General features: G+C 57.6%; 5 protein-coding genes. All 5 read left to right on the top strand.

Features of this window, described 5'->3' with window-relative positions; genetic code table 11:
- Positions 1-59 precede the first annotated feature (59 nt).
- The 5 genes from HMPREF3143_RS02360 (at position 60) to HMPREF3143_RS02340 (ending at position 2323) form a co-directional block, all read left to right on the top strand.
- Positions 60-305 (top strand): hypothetical protein, encoded by a 246-nt coding sequence (locus HMPREF3143_RS02360; RefSeq protein WP_070531638.1) that lies wholly within the window; start codon positions 60-62, stop codon positions 303-305.
- 57 nt (positions 306-362) lie between these two features.
- Positions 363-824, top strand: coding sequence for a DUF1419 domain-containing protein (locus tag HMPREF3143_RS02355; RefSeq protein WP_052672942.1), 462 nt, complete (start codon positions 363-365; stop codon positions 822-824).
- An 87-nt stretch (positions 825-911) separates the two neighbouring features.
- Positions 912-1112, top strand: coding sequence for a hypothetical protein (locus HMPREF3143_RS02350; protein ID WP_031494497.1), 201 nt, complete (start codon positions 912-914; stop codon positions 1110-1112).
- A gap of 40 nt (positions 1113-1152) precedes the next feature.
- Complete coding sequence (locus tag HMPREF3143_RS02345; RefSeq protein ID WP_045409787.1) at positions 1153-1944, top strand: N-6 DNA methylase; 792 nt, start codon at positions 1153-1155, stop codon at positions 1942-1944.
- Between the two features lie 43 nt (positions 1945-1987).
- Positions 1988-2323: a hypothetical protein gene (locus HMPREF3143_RS02340; RefSeq protein ID WP_045409790.1), complete on the top strand. Its 336-nt coding sequence runs from the start codon at positions 1988-1990 to the stop codon at positions 2321-2323.
- Positions 2324-2498: the final 175 nt, after the last annotated feature.

The raw sequence follows: 2498 nt of genomic DNA, 5'->3' as shown, positions 1-2498 counted from the left end.
AAACGTCAACGTCAAAACCGCCGCTCAAGAATCTTCCAGAAAGATGGGGGGGAAAACCCGTGTCGTACACGATCCTCGTCGCTGAGACGAAAAAAAACTCAGCGGAGGAAGCCGACGTTCTGGAGTTCAGCAGCCTTGCTGAGCTGAAGAAACTGCGCAGACGCTGCCCCGAAACGATGCGCTGCACCTATTTCTACGCCCTCAGCAGCGGCGTCGATAAACAGTTCCGCCATATCCATGTGGCTGAAGCTGACCACTTCAAACAGTTTGCGCGCCTGATCGAGCGCGCAGGTATCGACATTTAAATCCGGTTCACCCCGTGCGGCCGCCGCACGGAACCTCATCAGACAGGAGCATGAAAGATGAACGTTAACACCCCGACCGCTGCACCAATGGCCTTTTTCGTTCCGTCTCATAACGCTGTTTATGACCGCGCAACACAGCTGGACGGGCAGTGGGTGACTCAGCGTGAAGCGAAAACGCTGGAATCCCTGCGCCGTCTCTATCCGGACGCGGAGCTGATCCCCGCGACTCAGGTGCAGGAAAAGCTGAATGACGGCTATCGCCGTCCCTGGGTGGAAATCACCGAGGCCCGGTACATCGACCAGCTGGAAACGTTGCCGCCAGTGGACTGGTGCAGAGGGTATGGCGGGGAGTCGTTCAAGTCGATGGAGTTTACGGGCGGGGATGTGACCGCGATTTTTGTCCGGTACGGCGCGCGCTTCTTTGAGTGCCACGACCTGCACACCCGCCATCACCGGGAGCTGATTGGCGACGTGATCGCCCGTTTCTGTCTCGATGCGCCGCTGAATTCCGCGCATTAAAAAAGCAGGGTTGCCCCTGCTTTCTCAACGCCGGGTAGCCGCTGTAACGGTGAACCGGCAATCACAACCAAAGTAAGGAGATTGATCGTGAAATTTGACCCGCAAACTGTCGCACAGGCGAAGGCATTTGTAAATGCCCTCCGCGCCGGAAAACGCGCTCGCGTACCCGCGCTGCGCTTCTCACAGTGGCAACCGTTCCTGTCCGTGGTAAATGCCGAAACGGGCTACGCCGCCGATGCTGACTGTGGTCTGGCTGTCAGCGTCTACCCGGCGCTTGGACTGGCTTAACAGGAGACGGCCGCCTGCGGGCGGCCGGTAAGGAGAAACCATGTCACAACTGAGTTTTGAATCCCTGTTCCTGGCAGACCAGGCTGATCCGCAGCCGCGGGTTTCCGCTCCTGTCCGGGTGCAGTCGCCAGCTGAGGCGCGTAAGCAGTTCGCCAGTGTGTTCCGTCAAACCGCGAAATATATGCGCCGTTCCGAAGTGTTCCGCGACTTTATCACCCTGGCCGCCAGCGGGCTTGATATAGCGAGCATACGATCGCCAGAAAGCATCGAAAACAGCCGACGAATCTGCGGGCGGTATCAGCCGGACGATTTAGACGCCATGAGACAGCTGTTCTGCCTGTTGGTGGAGGGGCTGGCGGGTGAAATGCATGATTTTCTGGGCGCACTGTATATGGAGCATGAGCTGGGCGCGGACGAAATGGGGCAGTATTTTTCCCCGTCCTGCATCTCCCGCCTGATGGCCGGACTACTCATGCCCGGCGCTCAGGAGACGATAAAGCGTGAGGGTTGGATGACGCTCGATGAGCCTGCCTGTGGTAGCGCCGGTATGGTCATTGCCTTTGCATACTGGATGACTGACGCGGGATATAACCCGTCAGAACAGCTTTATGCCACCTGCACAGATATCGATCCGATGGTGGCTGATATGGCCTTTATCCAGCTGTCACTGCTGGGTATCCCTGCGAAAGTCGTGACCGGTAATACGCTGACCCTGAAAGCAAATCGCGTGCGTTATACCCCCGTTTATTACTTCAATGACTGGCAGGGACGTCTGGAGTTCCGCAGCCGTTTCGAAGCTATGAAAAACTTTCTGGCCACCGTGGCCGCCTGACTGACAGAGCGGCAGGGCAGACCTGCCGCAGGGAGAGAGAAACATGATGAGCAACACACTGAACGCTGTTCCGGCCACCGTGCTGGAGACGATGGCAGAACGCCTGCAAGGCCAGGCTGAACCGATAAAAATCCGCAGCAACGATGATCACGCCGCGCTGGCTGCAGATGTGCTCTGGAAATTTGCCCGTAAAACCGGGCTGAACAGGGAAAGCGAAAGCGTGCAAACTGTCATCACGGATTTTCTGGCCAATCTGCTGCACCTGTGCGAACAGTGCGAGCCGGACGGGGCTGGCATCGAGGGATTTAATGCCCTGCTGAATATGGCCATGATGCACTATGAGCAGGAAAACGGAGGTGACAGCGAAGAACCGATCTGATCGGAAATCTTAGCCCCGGTGCATATCATCGGGGCAACCGCAAAAACCCTCTTTCCCCTGCGGGGAAACGGGGAGGGCGAAAGCGCCTCCGGCGCTCCTGCCGTTCCCCGTTGCAGTGCTTCTCTCCTCTCTTGCGATCACAACCGGCGTCCTGCTGGTTAACTTTCTCAGCTGC

The organism is Enterobacter sp. HMSC16D10, from assembly GCF_001807145.1.
GTDB lineage: Bacteria > Pseudomonadota > Gammaproteobacteria > Enterobacterales > Enterobacteriaceae > Enterobacter > Enterobacter roggenkampii.
Note: the sequence above shows the minus strand (reverse complement) of the source record. Positions and strands in the feature narration are given on the sequence as shown.

Excerpts from the sequence above, each read along its gene's own strand:
- HMPREF3143_RS02355 (WP_052672942.1), top strand. The coding sequence starts at position 363 with ATGAACGTTAACACCCCGACCGCTGCACCAATGGCCTTTTTCGTTCCG.
- HMPREF3143_RS02345 (WP_045409787.1), top strand. The coding sequence starts at position 1,153 with ATGTCACAACTGAGTTTTGAATCCCTGTTCCTGGCAGACCAGGCTGAT.
- HMPREF3143_RS02340 (WP_045409790.1), top strand. The coding sequence starts at position 1,988 with ATGATGAGCAACACACTGAACGCTGTTCCGGCCACCGTGCTGGAGACG.